Source organism: Candidatus Alkanophaga liquidiphilum, from assembly GCF_053996935.1.
Genome location: NZ_JBMXYC010000027.1, coordinates 36,964 through 51,337, shown reverse-complemented (window position 1 = coordinate 51,337; position 14,374 = coordinate 36,964). Strand labels below are relative to the sequence as shown.

General features: G+C 50.7%; 16 protein-coding genes and 1 tRNA gene. 10 read left to right on the top strand and 7 right to left on the bottom strand.

What is annotated here, in order from left to right:
• Window positions 1-33 precede the first annotated feature (33 nt).
• On the top strand, window positions 34-351 hold the full coding sequence (locus tag ACXJJA_RS03655; RefSeq protein WP_456486870.1) for an ArsR family transcriptional regulator: 318 nt from the start codon (window positions 34-36) through the stop codon (window positions 349-351).
• On the opposite strand, the gene aroA is transcribed toward ACXJJA_RS03655, so the two are convergent.
• Window positions 343-1,647 (bottom strand): 3-phosphoshikimate 1-carboxyvinyltransferase, encoded by a 1,305-nt coding sequence (aroA, locus tag ACXJJA_RS03650; RefSeq protein WP_456486869.1) that lies wholly within the window; start codon window positions 1,645-1,647, stop codon window positions 343-345. The genes ACXJJA_RS03655 and aroA overlap by 9 nt on opposite strands.
• A 213-nt stretch (window positions 1,648-1,860) precedes the next feature.
• Between aroA and ACXJJA_RS03645 the strand changes: the two genes are divergently transcribed.
• Window positions 1,861-3,693: a hypothetical protein gene (locus ACXJJA_RS03645; RefSeq protein ID WP_456486868.1), complete on the top strand. Its 1,833-nt coding sequence runs from the start codon at window positions 1,861-1,863 to the stop codon at window positions 3,691-3,693.
• 97 nt (window positions 3,694-3,790) lie between these two features.
• Window positions 3,791-3,865, top strand: a tRNA-Arg gene (locus ACXJJA_RS03640).
• Window positions 3,866-4,222: 357 nt separating this feature from the next.
• On the opposite strand, the gene ACXJJA_RS03635 is transcribed toward ACXJJA_RS03640, so the two are convergent.
• The 4 genes from ACXJJA_RS03635 to eif1A are packed head-to-tail and all read right to left on the bottom strand — an operon-like array spanning window position 4,223 to window position 7,684.
• Window positions 4,223-5,962: a long-chain-fatty-acid--CoA ligase gene (locus ACXJJA_RS03635; protein WP_456486867.1), complete on the bottom strand. Its 1,740-nt coding sequence runs from the start codon at window positions 5,960-5,962 to the stop codon at window positions 4,223-4,225.
• A 21-nt stretch (window positions 5,963-5,983) separates the two neighbouring features.
• Window positions 5,984-6,595 (bottom strand): KH domain-containing protein, encoded by a 612-nt coding sequence (locus ACXJJA_RS03630; protein ID WP_456486866.1) that lies wholly within the window; start codon window positions 6,593-6,595, stop codon window positions 5,984-5,986.
• The gene (locus tag ACXJJA_RS03625; RefSeq protein ID WP_456486865.1) at window positions 6,561-7,409 is read right to left on the bottom strand and encodes a serine protein kinase RIO; all 849 of its coding nucleotides are present in this window, start codon (window positions 7,407-7,409) and stop codon (window positions 6,561-6,563) included. The genes ACXJJA_RS03630 and ACXJJA_RS03625 overlap by 35 nt, the downstream gene beginning before the upstream one ends.
• Window positions 7,379-7,684, bottom strand: coding sequence for a translation initiation factor eIF-1A (gene eif1A, locus ACXJJA_RS03620; protein ID WP_456486864.1), 306 nt, complete (start codon window positions 7,682-7,684; stop codon window positions 7,379-7,381). The genes ACXJJA_RS03625 and eif1A overlap by 31 nt, the downstream gene beginning before the upstream one ends.
• A 118-nt stretch (window positions 7,685-7,802) precedes the next feature.
• On the opposite strand from eif1A, the gene ACXJJA_RS03615 reads away from it, so the two are divergent.
• From ACXJJA_RS03615 to ACXJJA_RS03600, 4 genes are read left to right on the top strand one after another with little or no spacing between them, the layout of a single operon-like run.
• Entirely contained in the window at window positions 7,803-8,429 is a 627-nt protein-coding gene (locus ACXJJA_RS03615; RefSeq protein ID WP_456486863.1) for an Era-like GTP-binding protein, read from the top strand.
• Window positions 8,430-8,434: 5 nt separating this feature from the next.
• Window positions 8,435-8,788: an OapB/ArvB family protein gene (locus ACXJJA_RS03610; RefSeq protein WP_456486862.1), complete on the top strand. Its 354-nt coding sequence runs from the start codon at window positions 8,435-8,437 to the stop codon at window positions 8,786-8,788.
• Window position 8,789: 1 nt separating this feature from the next.
• On the top strand, window positions 8,790-9,179 hold the full coding sequence (locus tag ACXJJA_RS03605) for a Zn-ribbon domain-containing protein (RefSeq protein WP_456486861.1): 390 nt from the start codon (window positions 8,790-8,792) through the stop codon (window positions 9,177-9,179).
• Window positions 9,179-9,841, top strand: a complete 663-nt coding sequence (locus ACXJJA_RS03600) for a phosphoribosyltransferase (protein ID WP_456486860.1) — start codon at window positions 9,179-9,181, stop codon at window positions 9,839-9,841. Before ACXJJA_RS03605 ends, ACXJJA_RS03600 begins: the two co-directional genes overlap by 1 nt.
• A gap of 7 nt (window positions 9,842-9,848) precedes the next feature.
• Here ACXJJA_RS03600 and ACXJJA_RS03595 read toward each other — a convergent pair whose 3' ends face one another.
• The gene (locus ACXJJA_RS03595) at window positions 9,849-10,748 is read right to left on the bottom strand and encodes a 3-hydroxyacyl-CoA dehydrogenase family protein (protein WP_456486859.1); all 900 of its coding nucleotides are present in this window, start codon (window positions 10,746-10,748) and stop codon (window positions 9,849-9,851) included.
• Window positions 10,749-10,752: 4 nt separating this feature from the next.
• Window positions 10,753-11,541: an enoyl-CoA hydratase/isomerase family protein gene (locus tag ACXJJA_RS03590; protein ID WP_456486858.1), complete on the bottom strand. Its 789-nt coding sequence runs from the start codon at window positions 11,539-11,541 to the stop codon at window positions 10,753-10,755.
• Window positions 11,542-11,580: 39 nt separating this feature from the next.
• Here ACXJJA_RS03590 and purS point away from each other — a divergent pair, with 39 nt between their 5' ends.
• The 3 genes from purS (at window position 11,581) to ACXJJA_RS03575 (ending at window position 13,827) form a co-directional block, all read left to right on the top strand.
• Window positions 11,581-11,826 carry a phosphoribosylformylglycinamidine synthase subunit PurS gene (gene purS, locus ACXJJA_RS03585; RefSeq protein ID WP_456486857.1) on the top strand — a complete coding sequence of 82 codons (246 nt, stop codon included), beginning with the start codon at window positions 11,581-11,583 and terminating at the stop codon, window positions 11,824-11,826.
• Between the two features lie 3 nt (window positions 11,827-11,829).
• Window positions 11,830-13,158, top strand: coding sequence for a tryptophan--tRNA ligase (locus ACXJJA_RS03580; protein ID WP_456486856.1), 1,329 nt, complete (start codon window positions 11,830-11,832; stop codon window positions 13,156-13,158).
• A 75-nt stretch (window positions 13,159-13,233) separates the two neighbouring features.
• Entirely contained in the window at window positions 13,234-13,827 is a 594-nt protein-coding gene (locus ACXJJA_RS03575) for a toll/interleukin-1 receptor domain-containing protein (protein WP_456486855.1), read from the top strand.
• Window positions 13,828-14,374: the final 547 nt, after the last annotated feature.

Below are 14,374 nucleotides of genomic sequence, written 5' to 3'. Positions count from 1 at the left end.
ATATAGGAATAAAGGGTTTGAAAGAAAAATAATATGGATACAGAGGAGCTGTTGAGGGATGCGCATGTGCTGCTGCATCCTATTAGGTATAAAATCATAGAGCTCCTGATGAACGATTCTTTACACATAAGCGAGATAAGCAATAGGATACAGGAGGACCGGCGGCTTGTTTCATACCATCTCTTAACGCTGGAGGAGTGCGGTTTCTTGGAGAGTGCTTATGAAATATCCTACGAGCCGAAGTCGAAAGGCAAAGCCTTGCGGAAGTATAAGGTGACAGATAAGGTCGGTAAAGTCATCTCAGAGCTGAAGAATCGCATTTCGGAAATTCCTAACTTCTCATCATCCTAACAGCTCTAATTCTACTCCTAATTTTTTCAACTCCTCAAAGAACGAAGGATAAGAAATAGAAACGCATTCGGCGCCTTCAATTACAGTAACGCCGTCGGCGGCGAGTCCTGCGATGGCTAACGCCATTGCGATTCTATGGTCGCCTCTTGAATCAACGACGGTGCCGTGAAGCGCCGCATGAGTGCTACCCTCAATGACCAGCCCGTCTTCCTTCTCTTTTATCTTTGCGCCCAGCTTTGAAAGTTCCTCCGCTGTTGCTTTTAGCCTGTCCGTCTCCTTATGCCGCAGGTGCGCGGCGTTTGTTATTTCAGTAATGCCCTCGGCGACAGTGCCTAAAACCGCAACCGTTGGCACTAAATCCGGAATATCCCTTGCATCCACTCTGACGCCTCTCAGCCGTCCCACGCCCTTTATGCACACGACACCCTTTTCCTCGTCCCATTGGACGTCTGCGCCCATCTTTTTTAAGATATCCAAAATTTTCACGTCGCCTTGCGCCGACGGGAACAGGTTCTTAACGTAGACCTCACCAACGCTGCCTTTTGCCGAGCTCACGACGGCAGCCGCAAGTATGAAGGCGGCGGAAGAGAAATCACCTGGCACCGTGAAGCGGCGAAGGTCGTAGCTCTGCGGCTCGACCTCGAATATTTCTTTTCTTTCGTGCTTTTTACGGCGCACGGCTACGCCTGCCCTTTTCAAGATGTCAAGCGTGATGTTCACATAGGGCTCAGAACTTAGCCTGCTGACGATGATTTTCACAGGGTTTTCAGCGAGCGGCGCCGCAATGAGGAGGGCGGAGACGAACTGCGAACTGATACTTGCATCTATTTCGGTGCATCCGCCTTTAAGCCTACCTTTGACTATTAAAGGAGCGGTGCCGTCGCCCTTCGTCGAGAGCGCTTTGGCACCGAGCTCGTTTAGCGATTTTAACAGCGGCAAGTTCGGGCGGCGCCGCAGCGACGCATCTCCAGTCAAAACGGTTATCCCGTCGCAGAGAGCGGCTACAGCCGTGAATATCCTAAGCGTCGTTCCAGAATTTTCAGCGTTTACCACGTCGTCGGGCGTCTTCGGCTGCGTGCCACGGACGACAAGCTTATCTGAGCCTTTAAGCTCCAAGGCGGCACCGAACGCAGCAGCAGCGTTTATTGTTGCTCTCGTATCGCCGGAGAGCAGTGGAAAAAGAATTTCACATCTCTCAGAGAACGCAGCAACCGCTATCGCTCGATGCGTATAACTCTTAGACGGCGGCGCAAACACCTCCCCTTTTACCTCTGAGCTGCGGATTACTGCTTTCATCTGCTATTCATTTGTTCGACGTGTATGTAAATTTGCGTTATGCTTTACTTTCCATGCGTCGTTTTTTCCCACGTGCTTAGCTCATACGGGTCGCTCGTCTGCGTGGCGATGCGTTTAGCGCCTTAAGACTTCGCAAGAGCGTCGTGCTTTCCCTTTAAGATGAGCGAAATGTTAATAAATAATGAGTAAAAATATGTTGGTGGAGAAATAGGGATGCAGCTCGTAAAGGGATACGAGGATTGGATGTATAAGGAGTTGAGGTTGTCGCCTTGTAGCGGTTACAATCCCCCTGACGAAATACCGGTGAGGTGTGAGCAGATAGACATTGCAGTTTTCAACACCTTTGACGAGATCATCAACAAGCATCCCAGGGAGAAGCTCTGTGGTTTCTTCCACAGGCATGTCGGTAGGAAGAATAGAACGATACTCCCGTGGCTCCACTGGCTGGATGGCAGCGTCGGCGTATTCGCCACGCTCGGGCAATACCCCCGATCGAAGGGGGAGAGGGCGGTCATTTGCGCCCCCCTGTATAACCAGCATGATAGGTTAGAATGTGAATGTGGCACTGACTACCACGTGCCCACGCTTGAACACGTTACGTCCGTTGCGTATACGAATTACACCCTCTTAGGGCATTTCGCATTCCACCTCAACGGCGGCTTCTGGCGGATGGAAGACACCATCTGGGGCTCGAACACCGTTGTGGTGGCAGCAGCGCTCAACCACGTCATCCAATCGAAGCCGCCATACAACGACGAGAAGATTTTCGAGCTCTGGGAGGAGGCGAAGTGGCGGAAGGCAAAGATCAGAAGACTAAAGGCCTTGAAAAGGTTCCTGAGGGAGCCGACGCTTTTGAACCTGAGAAGAGCCGAGCTCGAAGCGGCGAAAGCTGACTACTGGCCGTATAGGCGGCTGGTCGAGGTGCGATGGCCTGAGCGGTACTTGAGCGTCTGGGAGATAAAGCAGGAGATAAAAAGGCTGAAGAAAGACGCAGAAGCGAAGGCGAGGCGAGCAGTGGGTGAGCTTTTCAAGAAGGTCGTGTATTTGCCAAAGCCCGGCAATGAGGAGGTCATGTTCCAGCCGCTCCACCCCGAGGGCAAAGTCGTTTTCAAGCTAATAGGTGAGCTTTCGGAGCTGGAGGATGAAATAAGGAAGGAGAAGGAGAGGATAAAGGAGACAAGACACGAACGTCGCCGGTTGATGCGGAAGATGCAGCGCCTCATAAAAGAGGCAATAAAGAGGTATCCCGCTCAGATAAAGGAGGAGAAAGCTTCCCTCAGAGCGCCGAGAGAACGACTTTACAGGAAGGCGTTAAAGGAGCAAGGACGCATCATTGAGTATTTGGGGGCGAAGGAGAATCTAATTATGTTGCGGGACATGGTCATAGCGAAGCACCCGCTGCTCAGAGACAAGCGCATATACTTCGTGGGCGTGAAGCCGTGGTTCGCTCACATTTGTGCAGAGCGTCGTCAGGAGATAAAGTTGCGTGGTGACTATTGGGAAGAAGAACTTTATCCTATATGGTTCGAGCGGCGGTGGCATAGAGCGCACATACGGCGGGATATGAAGGGGAGCTGCAAGGTGCGGTGGCTTGGCAGCCTCGTGTGTCCAACGCTTCTCTCTTTGATACTGAGCAACGACTCACAAGGCGATCACCAGAATAGCATCACAAGGCTCGTGTTCAGGATGCGGCATCAGAACAGAGGGATGGGAGAGTGGAAAGTTCTCTCAAGAGACACACGCAAGAAAATTTCATATCCGCTGATGATAAGACCGATACGTCTCAAAAACGGACACGTAGTTTACGGGCAGGTTTTCGGCGCCGAGGAGTGCCGTCCGCTCCGCCCGCCTGACATCTGGAGGTGCCGGTATTACTCGCTGTGGGCATGTTTCTTCTTAGAACTTCTTAACAGCACAGGATTGCACAAGATAGTATTCTGGAACTCAACACGCAATCACCGCTACCGCCGCCCGTTCGTGCGGTTCAACTTCAGCTACAACTTCCTCGACCGCATCGTGGACTGGTTCATCCTGAACGTTTGGTAGTGGCGTTTGTCGCCCCCCCTCACTACTACAGCACCGCACAATGCATCGGCTTAGTTGAGTTGCTCATCCTTTTTTAAACCGACAAATATTAGTGTAAGGGCCCGTGGCTTAGCATGGATAAAGCACCGGCCTTCTAAGCCGGGGATCGCGGGTTCGAATCCCGCCGGGTCCGCTCTCAGAACACATGCTAAAGTAACCCCTGTAACCATTGAGGAGCATCCTTCGGAAAGGAGCAGCTCCCCCTCGGGCATACGCCCTGCTAAACATATGGATGAGTGTTGGGGCGTCAGCGTTGCTAATATGCACCTCAGCAGAAAACCGTATTGGCATTCTCAACTCCACTTCTAACCCTGTCGTTCGGAAGTGGGATATTTTAGCTTAAGGCATCCGCTCCCGCTGCCTCCTCAGCCCAACAGCTTCGCAACAACAGTCATCCTACTTCCTAAACGATGCAAAGATATTATGTTCAAGGCAGGGCATTGCAGGTCGGTGGTTCTCTACCGCCAGCTTTTTAAAGGTTAGAAAATAGTTACTCCCCTTCAGCGGGCTCGCAAGCTTTCCTCAATTCCTCCTCTTTTAAGACACGTCGCAGAACCTTCCCGACGGCAGATTTTGGGAGTTCCTCCCTGAATTCCACCACTCTCGGAACTTTGTAGGCGGCAAGACATTCCTTACAAAAGTCTATTATGTCCTTATCGCAAACCTTGCCCTTAAATTCCTCCTTAAGCACTACAAACGCTTTTACAGTCTCCCCCCTATACGGGTCGGGCACGCCCACCACCGCCGCCTCGCACACTGCCGGATGCTCATACAAGACCTCTTCAACTTCCCTTGGGTATATGCTATAGCCGCCAGCGAGTATCATATCCTTTTTTCTATCAACGATGTAGAAGTAGCCATCTTCATCAAATTTCGCAATATCCCCTGTCAGAAGCCATCCATTTATCAACACATTCTTCGTCTCTTCTTCCATCTTGTAATAGCCTTTCATGACCTGCGGACCTTTGATTGCCAGCTCTCCGCTCTCTCCAGCAGGCAAGATTACACCATCATCGTCAACAACGACGCTCAGAGTATTGGGGAAGGGTATTCCTATGCTTCCCTCCTTGTTAACCCCGTAAACAGGATTTGCGTGTGTTACCGGCGAAGTTTCGGATAGGCCATAACCTTCTACGAGCTTTCCACCGGTTATTTTTTCAAACTCCCTTTTAACCTCAATAGGCAGGGGGGCGGCGCCGCTAATGCAGACCCGCACCGAGCTTAAGTCATATTTGCTAACGTCAGGGTGCGTGTTTATGGCATTAAACAGCGTCGGCACCCCGCAAAATATCGTCACTTTATGCTTTTGGATCGCTTTTAATATCCTTCGTATGTCTCTTGGGTCAGGAATCAAAACGATCTTACAGCCCAAAAGTATGGGGGTGTTCAAACTCGTGGTCATTCCATAGACGTGGAAATAGGGGAGCGCGCCCAAGAACACGTCGTCTGAAGAAACGTCGTTGACCCATTCGGCGTTCTGATATGCATTTGCGACCAAATTATAATGCGTAAGCATTACTGCTTTGGGCAAGCCTGTTGTCCCACCTGTATATTGGAAGGCAGCTACATCCTCCTTGGGGTTTATTTCAATAGTTTCGTCCGTAGGACTGAATTTCATAACGTCCTTCCAGTAAACAACATCCTTTTCGTCAATGCTGACCTTTTGCTTTCTAAGCGGATAAAGCACATTTAAAGGAAAGGGGAGGAAATCCTCTATCTTACAAACGACAACTTTCCGTATCAATCCTTCATCGAGTAAAGGTCTGATTCTTGGATATACGAGCTCCACAGCAAAAACTACGTCTACCTCGCTGTTCTCAACTAAATACCGCAATTCTCTCTCAGTATACATCGGATTGCACTGCACAACGATGCCTCCGGCTTTAAGAATGCCGAAATAACATGCTACGTAGTGCGGTGTATTTGGTAAATCTACTACAACCCTGTCACCTTTCCTTACATCCTCCGACTTGAGAAAAGAGGCAACTTTGTCTGCCATCTCATCCAGCTCTTCATAACTTATCTTCTTACCAAAAAAGTCCAAAGAAGTCTTGTTAGGATATTTTTTAGCTGAATTTTCTAACAAAGTATTCAAAGGCACTTTAGGACAGTCTATATGCCCTCTAACTCCCTCATCGTAATGTTTTAGCCAGACCCTTCTTATCTCATCGTCCCTAATTTCAAAGAGATTTCTGCCCTCAACACCTAAGATACTTGTAACATTTGCCATGATTATAAAGGAATTATCAATCTAAAAATAGCTTTCCCGTAACTCTCGTCTTTTCCGCTCAAGATAAGAATATACGGCACCGTGCGGCGTCCCATTGACGAGCATCTCGACGGCAGCCCTCGCCACCCTCACCTGCTCGGGGTAACCGATGATGCTGGTGGTCTTGCCGTAAACTGAAATTTTCGTGCCCGTCAGCTCCTCGATGTGCTGGCGGGTCCGCCCGCCTCTTCCAATAATTCTGCCTTTTACTCGCCGTAAAGCGTTTTCGGAGAGGTAGGACAAGCTTATTATATCGAGGATGCGGGCATCGTCGTCAAGTAAGGCGAACGCCTTTTCGGGAGAGAAGCCACGAGCTATTGCGCGCACGACGTCGACGACGCGCAACGCCATCAATGGGTCCCTCGTCCGGATCACGACGCTCCCGTCCCTGCTGTCCACCTCTATTCTACTCGACGTTCTACTTTCGAGCTCAGCCTTCGTGCTGCCGCCTTTTCCGATGAGCACTCCTATTCTGTCTTGCGGTATCCGGACGTAGTGCTCAGAGACCGCCCATTCCTCGTTCTCAACCGCCTCAGCCTCATCCACAACTACCTCGTTCTTATCTGCCTCGTCCCGTCTCTTTTCGTCCTCCATTCTCCACCAGCCTCAAAATCTCATCCTCAGAACATTGCACGCTCAACTTTTTAAAAAACGTGGCAACGTTTCTTACATCTCGCCTTAAGAAGGCTTCGGCGTTCGGATGGCTCAGGAGCACCGCTTGTCCGAAGTCTATGAGCACCGGGCGTATGTTCTCGCATTCAATGTAGCCTTCAGCCATGATGTTGAACTCGCTGAGGTCGGCGTGGACAAGCCTTGCACCGTTATACAGGAGCCGCATGTAAGAGACCAAATCTTTGAAAATGCGTTTGGCGTCAGCTTTGTCGATGTCGTTGGCGACCTCCCGCAACAGCGGCTCGGGCACGCCGTCCACGCCGATGAACTCCATGACGAGGACGTTTCTGTCGGCGGCAACCGGCTTCGGGACTCGCACGCCGGCGTCCGCCGCCCGCTTCAAGTTACGAAACTCCTTCTTCGTCCATGCAAAGACCATGCTACGCTTGTTCTTCTTTATATTTTCGAAGCGGGGGTCGCCAATGATGTATTCGTGCATGGCGTCGAACGTGCTCGTCTCGATTTTGTAAATTTTCACGGCGATTTCTTTCATCCCAGTGACGTTTTTGTCAGAGAGGGCATGGAAGACGTTGGCTTCTTTGCCCGTGCTCACGGGTCCGCCCATCGCCGTTATGATGCGCCGTTTCGCAAGCTTGTAGAGGCATTCGAGCGTTGGGATGTCAAAAACATACTCCTCGACCTTTCTATCCTCTTGCGTTCTCCTGCGGGTTCTCGCCCGCTTCCGCTCCCACCTCAGCCACTCCTCTATTTCAAATAGCCCTTCCTCTCCAGCCATGCCACCTGTGGTCTCGTATATTTCCAAACGACGTCTGCTTTCTCGTCCTGAAACTCCCAAGGCACGACAATGACGACATCGCCGACGTGTATCCAGACACGCTTTCGCATCTTCCCCGGTATTCTCACCATCCGCTTAACGCCGTCCATGCACCGAACGATCATATGATTCGCTCCGAGCATCGTCTCAACAATACCAAGAACCTCCCGCCGCTCCGGGTTCGGGATGCGGACCCTGATAACCTCTCCACCAATCTCGCCTATCGCCTCGTTCACTCCGCCCTTCTTGCGTTCTGCGGCATTTTCCGCTCTGCTTTTTTTCTTTGTCAGCCCCTACACCCGTTAGTCAGTTGAGAAATAGTAATATTAAAGAGTATCCCATAGATATGGTGGCATGAGGTTGAGGAGGGGTTTTTTACTTTTACTGAAAAGGCTTCTGAGGAGGAGGAATACGAAGATTGGAATATACGGGGCACCAAATGCTGGGAAGACGACACTGGCAAACAGAATACTCCACGACTTCTTAGACCATGAAGAGATGGGAGTTGTCTCTGAGATTCCACACGAGACGCGACGAGCTTACCGCAAGGAGGGCATTCTCATTACCGCAAAAGGCGCAAAGCTCAAAGTGGACATCGTGGATACGCCCGGGCTCGCAACGAAAATCGATTTCCACGATTTCATACCCTACGGACTTAGCGAAGAAGAAGCGAAGAAAAGGGCGAAAGAAGCGACAGAGGGCGTCATCGAGGCCATAAAATGGCTCGATGACCTCGACGGCGTCCTCCTCGTTATGGACGCCACGGAAGACCCATTCACGCAGGCGAACATCGTCATCATTGGGAATCTCGAGGCTCGTGACATCCCCTTCATCATCGTAGCGAATAAAATGGACTTGGAAAACGCGGTGCCGGCGAGAATAAAAAATGCGTTCCCGCAGCACGTCGTCGTGCCGATTTCTGCGCTTAAGGGCGAGAATATGGAAAAGCTGTATGAGGAGATGGCCCGTTGCTTTAGGTGATGCGTATGAGCGGGAGCGGAGAAGAGAGGAACATAAAGCTGGACCTGATATCCGAGGAGCGAGTGGCATCAATGACTTCTATGGAAAAAATACGGTTCATCCTTGACGGGGTGAAGCTCGGAAACATCGTCGTTTTAGAAGGCGGACTCACGCCGGAGGAGCAGATGAAACTCATAGAGATGACGATGTCCGAGATAAGTGAGGACTTCACGGGCATAGAAATAGGGAGTTATCCGCTGAAAAGAGGCTTCTTGAGGCTGCGGCGGCGGACGAGGCTCACCATCGTTGGACCGGCGAACATGATGAAGACTATAAAAAAAGACAAAGACCTAATAAGGGCAATAATTTCAATAGTTTAAAATGCCGCACAAGTGCACGAGGTGCGGGAAAGTATTTCATGAGTTGAGCGAGGATATGCTCCAAGGTTGCCCCACATGTGGCAGTAAAACGTTCTTCTACGTGCGGAGTGCCGCCGCGCAAAAACTTGCGGAGAGAATAAAGGTAATAACTGGCATTGGGGAGGGGCAAGAAGCTGGAACCGAGGCTGATGAGGCATTAGAGGCTCAGGCGCAAAACTTGCAACTCGACATCGAAAGCATACGGATTTTAAAGCCCGGCGTCTATGTGCTGAACCTTGAGGCGTTGTTCAGAAAAGAGGGGATAATCATGGGGATAAAAGAGGACGGCAAATACGTCATACATCTGCCGTCTTTATTTAAAACGAAACGGAAACGGAGAGAGGAGAAGTGATGGAGAGCCTCAAGTGCATCTTCGTGGACTGGCAATATGCATACGAGCTTTGCAAGGACGTTTTCCTGAAGATAAGAGCGTCGGGCTTCAGACCGGATGTTGTGATCGCCGTTGCTCGAGGCGGCTGGTTCCTTGGGCGGGCACTTTGCGACTTTTTTCTCATAAAGGAGTTGTTCAGCGTGAAGGTAGAGCACTGGGGCGTCGCCGCCACCGAGGGGCGAGCGGAGCTTAGATGCTGGCTCGACGAAAACGCCGCCCGCCGCGTCGAGGGTAAGAACGTATTGATAACCGATGATATCACCGACACCGGCGACAGCCTCCGCATACTCTTAGAGCACTGCCGTCGCAGTTTGAATGCAAAAGAGGTGCGAACCGCCACGATGCAGCACAAGACAAGCTCCTCTATAACTCCTGACTACTACGGCGAGGTCTTAAAAGAGTGGAAATGGGTGATTTACCCGTGGAGCATCCACGAAGACCTCTTCACACTCATCCCGAAGGTCTTAGGTGAGGGAAAGACTATCGAACAAATAAAAGAGCGGCTGCGGGATGCCTTCGACATCTATATTTCGCAGAACACGCTCGAAGAAGTCCTCGAAAACATGCTGCATCACGGTAAGGTGGAAAAAAAAGGGAAACTTTGGACGCCGGCGGCGCAGTAACTCGGCGTTAAGTTGAGCGTTGCTGTCCGAAGTATTCGTAGAAGCCGCCTCGACTACCTTTCCAGCGTTTGGGGTCGCCTTTAAAGCCGGCGGTGATGAGCTGGCGCATGAGCGGCGGCGTTCGCCATTTAGAGTCGCCAGTTAGTTTATACATTTCCTCCCAGACCTTTGCTCGCAGCTCCAGTCCAATCCAATCTGTGAACTCAAACTGCCCCATAGGATGATTGTAACCGTATTTCAGGATGATGTCCACGTCCTTCGGGGTTGCAACCCCCTCCTCCACGATTCTGATGGCTTCCACGGCGAGAGCGTGGCTGAGTCTGATGGACGGGAAGCCGGTGCCCATATCTTTGACAACGGCAATCACACGCCCGAGCTGTTCGGCGAGCCTCTTCGAGACTTCCAATGTCTCATCGGAAGTCAATAACCCCCTAACTATCTCAAGAAGCTTCATAACAACGACGGGCTGGAAGAAGTGCATGCCGATGACCTTTTCGGGACGTTTTGTCGCCGCTGCAATTTGCGTGACGGGCAGCGAGGACGTGTTTGACGCCAGAATCGTATGCTCAGGGCATATCTCGTCAAGCTCGGCAAAAACCTTCTTCTTCAGTTCTAAGCTCTCGGGCACCGCCTCTATGACGTAATCGGCATCATTACATGTGTATTTGAGGTCGGTCGTCACTTCTATACGGCTGAGAGCCGCTTCTGCCTCTTCCCTCGTCATCTTGCCCTTCTCGACAGTTTTTTCGAGACCCCAGCGCCCGCTCTTTATCTCCTTCATGCCAGCTTTTAGAATCTCATCGCTGATGTCACGGGCGACGACCTTGAAGCCATGCTGGGCGCAGAGTCTCGTAATCTCCCGCCCCATCACTCCAAAACCTATTACGGCTATCTTCTCAATCTCCACATGCTCACCTCCCCCTAAACTCAGGCTTTCGCTTCTCAAGGAACGCCTTCATGCCCTCAGCCCTGTCCTCGGAAGCAAAGCAGACGCCGAGCGCCTGCGACTCGAACCGCAGCCCGGCATCGAGCGGCGTGTTCATCGCCACGTTAATCGCACGCTTTATGAGACGTAATGCCAGCGGGCTTTTACTTGCTATCGTTTTTGCGAGTCCCATTGCCACTTCTTCGAGCTTTTCGGTCGGCACGACCTTCTCAACGAGCCCTACACGTTCAGCTTCTTTTGCGTCTATGATATTGCCAGTGAAGCATAGCAGCTTTGCCATCCCAGGTCCAACGAGCCGAGGGAGGCGTTGTGTGCCGCCAGCGCCCGGCATTATTCCCAAATTTACCTCCGGCTGCCCAAACTTCGCATTTTCCGCTGCTATCCGGAAGTCGCACGCCATCGCAAGCTCCAGCCCGCCACCGAGGCAGAAGCCGTTGATCGCTGCAATCACGGGCTTGCTGAAATCCTCGATGCGCTTGTAGAGCGTCTGACCGCCGAGTGACGACTCCGAAAACTCCATGATCTGTTTAAAGCTCATTTCGGACAGCACTTTTATGTCGGCGCCGGAGACGAACGTTTTATTGCCAGCGCCCGTGATGACGACCGCTCGCACGCTTTCATCCTTTTCAACATCGTCAAGCGCCACAAGCAGCTCTTTCCTCGTCTCGATGTCGAGGGCGTTCCTCGACTCAGGGCGGTTTATTGTTATTTTCGCAATGCCCTCCGCCTTTTCAAGTATGACGTTTTTGAACAAAGCAATCCCCTATTAAATTTCCGGAGTAAAAGTAGAAGGATGCTTGTGGACGTGACGATAAAGTTGAAAAGAGGGGTTACGGACCCGGAGGGGGAGAACACGAAGAAGGCACTTACGCTGTTGGGCTTCAAGAACGTGCAATCAGTAGGTGTGATGAAGACCTTCAGAATAGAAATGGATTGCGGTGACGAGGCAGAAGCGGTGAAACAAGCGGAGGAGATGTGCAGGCGATTGCTTGCAAACCCTGTTATACAAGAATACGAGATAAAAGTGGTGAGGGGGTAGAGAATGCCGGAGCAGCCGAGGTTCGACCCCTGGGGCTCAGCCGTCATCGATTACTCAAAAGTGTTCACGGAGTTTGGAATATCGAGGTTCGAGGGGCTTCTGCCGAGAGTTAAGGAGCCACATCTTTACATGCGTCGCCGCATTGTAATGGGGCATCGGGACTACGAGCTTATTTTGGAGGCGATGGAGCGGCGCCGTCCGTTTGCGGTGATGAGCGGCTTTATGCCTTCAGGAAAACTGCACCTTGGCGGGAAAATGGTCATGGACGAAATCATCTGGCACCAGCGGATGGGCGCTGCGGCGTTCGTCAGCATTGCCGACATGGAAGCGCATGCCGTTCGCCGCATATCTTGGCGTGAGTGCAAGAAGATTGGCGTCTTCGAATATATACTCAGCCTGATCGCCCTCGGCTTCGACCCGCACAGGGGCTTCATTTACTTCCAGTCTGAAAACAGGTTGCTACAAGACCTCGCCTTCGAACTGGGTTGCGAGGCTAACATCGGAGAGCTGAGCGCAGTTTACGGCTTCTCCAGCGACGTCAACGTCTCGAAGTGCGTCAGCGTGCTCATGCAGAGCGCCGACATCCTGCAGCCGCAACTCGCAACGTTCGGCGGACCAAAGCCAACGGTAATTCCTGTTGGTTTCGACCAAGACCCGCATATCCGATTAACGAGAGACGTTGCCTCAAGGGTGCGGCTCTTCACCGTCGAGCTCGTCAAAAATGGGGATGAATGTGTGAGGGTCAGGGCGAAGACGGAGGACGCCGCCTCTGCGCTCACGGAGGTTACGAGCAAGCTCGGCGGCGAGAAGCGAGCTTACGAGATGCATGTTGATGTCTACGGCGAGCCTTTCGAAGTGGTGGAGCGTGTGGTCAGGGAGGTAGAAATTGAGCTCGGCGGCTACGGCTTTTACCCGCCGGCAGCGACGTTCCACCGCTTCATGCGTGGGCTCGGCGGCGGGAAGATGTCGTCGTCGAAGCCTGAGAGCTACATAGCGCTGACGGAGCCGCCGAGGGACGCCGCTGCGAAGGTAATGAACGCAAAGACCGGCGGGCGGGCGACTCTGGAAGAGCAGCGGAAGCTTGGCGGCGTTCCCGATGAGTGCATAGTTTACGAGCTTCTGATGTTCCACCTTATCGAGGACGACCGGCACGTAGCTGAAATTTACGAGGAGTGCATCTCAGGACGCCGCACCTGCGCAGCTTGCAAAAAGGCGGCGGCAGAGCTTATGCGTTCTTTCCTGAAAGAGCATCAGGAGAGGAGGGAAGAGGCGAAAAACGTTTTAAAGGAATTGGATGTGGGGAAGAAGTGGCTGGAAGCTGTTAAGTTTTGAGGGCGGGTGAAGCTATTATAAACACTTTTTTATAAAAAAGTGATTATGGAATAAACAAAGGAGGTGTGGTGAAAAATGAAGATGGTTTTTGTTTCACACACAAAAAGAGATGCAGAATTCTGCGATGCATTTGATAGAGTATGTGCTCGAGTAGGAATTAGAGCATTTCGCTCTGAATTTGAAACAATTGAGAGACCTGCGTGGAAAACAATAAAAGATGCTATAAATAAATCTATTGCTGTATTCTTTTTAGTAGGAGAAGAATTAGTAAGGAGTCAGGATTTAGGAGGCCCTGAATGGAGATATACTCAGAATTGGATTGCTTATGAAATAGGTATAGCATGTCAAAGAGGAATTGATGTTTGGGCTGTTTGTGATGACGTCCCAATTAACTTTCCGATGCCATATATCAATAATTATCTTACTTTAAGCTTAAAGCACGAGCCGGCATTTAATTATTTAAGAGAAGTCCTTGAACTCTATAAAACAGGGCAGACTTTCCCTTTTCCTTATGTAGACCCTTTTGGGAATAATCTAGGCGTAAAGTGTCCCTACGATGACTGTCAAATGGAATTTAACTTGCATGTTGGCTTACCACCAGGAGAAATAATCAGGTGCCCTCAATGTTTGAGGAATATAGTGTTTCCTCAGGGCATTTACTTTGATTAACTGCCAAAAAATGAACACGCCGACAGCGTATAACAGAGCGTATCTGGCTATGGTGCTTCACACTTGCCTAAACCCACCTTCGGCGTGCTTCAGATACGCTCAAAACGTTATACTTATATGCTTGCAACACTTAAGTTGGACGTGTCCACATAACATAAGCCCACCGCAACCGATTATAGTATAGCATAAAAACTTACAGAACACATTCCAGTTTCTAACGGATTAAAACAGCTAATTGAGAAAAGAGCGTCTTTATCCGCTGCTTCAGCGAAAAACACCGATTCTACCGAGCTTCATAATCTCACCGAAAGGACTGATGTTCAAATTCCCAACCAAGACTTCTCATAGCATCCATCAACCATGCTTATCTATAATAATCCGGGCTTATTCTCGCAGTATTCTAGCCCTTCCTTTAAAGACTTTAGTTAGATAATTCCGTGTTGTATAAACTCTCATAATCAACTCATTCCTCTCCACACCGCAGAATAAACATAGTACGCCTTTTATTCGCTTTAACAACTGTTTCGTCTAAGGCAACCAGATTTCT

Coding starts and splice junctions, on each gene's coding strand:
- ACXJJA_RS03655 (WP_456486870.1), top strand. CDS start 34: ATGGATACAGAGGAGCTGTTGAGGGATGCGCATGTGCTGCTGCATCCT.
- aroA (WP_456486869.1), bottom strand. CDS start 1,647: ATGAAAGCAGTAATCCGCAGCTCAGAGGTAAAAGGGGAGGTGTTTGCG.
- ACXJJA_RS03645 (WP_456486868.1), top strand. CDS start 1,861: ATGCAGCTCGTAAAGGGATACGAGGATTGGATGTATAAGGAGTTGAGG.
- ACXJJA_RS03635 (WP_456486867.1), bottom strand. CDS start 5,962: ATGGCAAATGTTACAAGTATCTTAGGTGTTGAGGGCAGAAATCTCTTT.
- ACXJJA_RS03630 (WP_456486866.1), bottom strand. CDS start 6,595: ATGGAGGACGAAAAGAGACGGGACGAGGCAGATAAGAACGAGGTAGTT.
- ACXJJA_RS03625 (WP_456486865.1), bottom strand. CDS start 7,409: ATGGCTGGAGAGGAAGGGCTATTTGAAATAGAGGAGTGGCTGAGGTGG.
- ACXJJA_RS03615 (WP_456486863.1), top strand. CDS start 7,803: ATGAGGTTGAGGAGGGGTTTTTTACTTTTACTGAAAAGGCTTCTGAGG.
- ACXJJA_RS03610 (WP_456486862.1), top strand. CDS start 8,435: ATGAGCGGGAGCGGAGAAGAGAGGAACATAAAGCTGGACCTGATATCC.
- ACXJJA_RS03605 (WP_456486861.1), top strand. CDS start 8,790: ATGCCGCACAAGTGCACGAGGTGCGGGAAAGTATTTCATGAGTTGAGC.
- ACXJJA_RS03600 (WP_456486860.1), top strand. CDS start 9,179: ATGGAGAGCCTCAAGTGCATCTTCGTGGACTGGCAATATGCATACGAG.
- purS (WP_456486857.1), top strand. CDS start 11,581: ATGCTTGTGGACGTGACGATAAAGTTGAAAAGAGGGGTTACGGACCCG.
- ACXJJA_RS03580 (WP_456486856.1), top strand. CDS start 11,830: ATGCCGGAGCAGCCGAGGTTCGACCCCTGGGGCTCAGCCGTCATCGAT.
- ACXJJA_RS03575 (WP_456486855.1), top strand. CDS start 13,234: ATGAAGATGGTTTTTGTTTCACACACAAAAAGAGATGCAGAATTCTGC.